We start from the raw sequence: 543 nt of genomic DNA on the forward strand, positions 1-543 counted from the left end.
ACTCCCGGCGGACGGCCATGAAGATCCGTGGCATGACCGGGAAGTGGAACGCCATATGGCATTCGTCGCCGCCGGCGCGGAAGTCGCCGAAGTAGTCGACCACGTCCTCGGGCCACTGGTTGGCCTCCGCCAGCAGGACCGTGTCCGGGTACAGCGCGTCGATCTCGCGGCGGACCCGTCTGAGGAACTCGTGGGTGGCCGGCAGGTTCTCGCAGTTGGTGCCCTCCTCGGCGTACAGGTACGGCACGGCGTCCAGGCGGTAGCCGTCGATGCCCAGGTCCAGCCAGAAGCGGAGGGCGGCCAGGATCTCCTCCTGGACGGCCGGGTTCTCGTAGTTGAGGTCCGGCTGGTGGGAGAAGAACCGGTGGAAGAAGTACTGTCCGCGGACCGGGTCGTACGTCCAGTTCGAGGACTCGGTGTCGACGAAGATGATGCGGGCGTCCTGGTACTGCTTGTCGTCGTCGGCCCACATGTAGAAGTCGCCGTAGGGGCCGTCGGGGTCCTTGCGGGACTCCTGGAACCACGGGTGCTGGTCGCTGGTGT

1 protein-coding gene is annotated in these 543 nt (G+C 66.5%); it reads right to left on the bottom strand.

The features are described from left to right. A partial coding sequence (locus ACTWQJ_RS52135) for an alpha-amylase family glycosyl hydrolase (protein WP_443313316.1) occupies positions 1 to 543 on the bottom strand: 543 nt, incomplete at both ends.

Origin of the sequence: Streptomyces sp. KR55, assembly GCF_052245645.1 — a bacterium.
In the GTDB taxonomy this organism is placed as follows: domain Bacteria; phylum Actinomycetota; class Actinomycetes; order Streptomycetales; family Streptomycetaceae; genus Streptomyces; species Streptomyces flavusporus.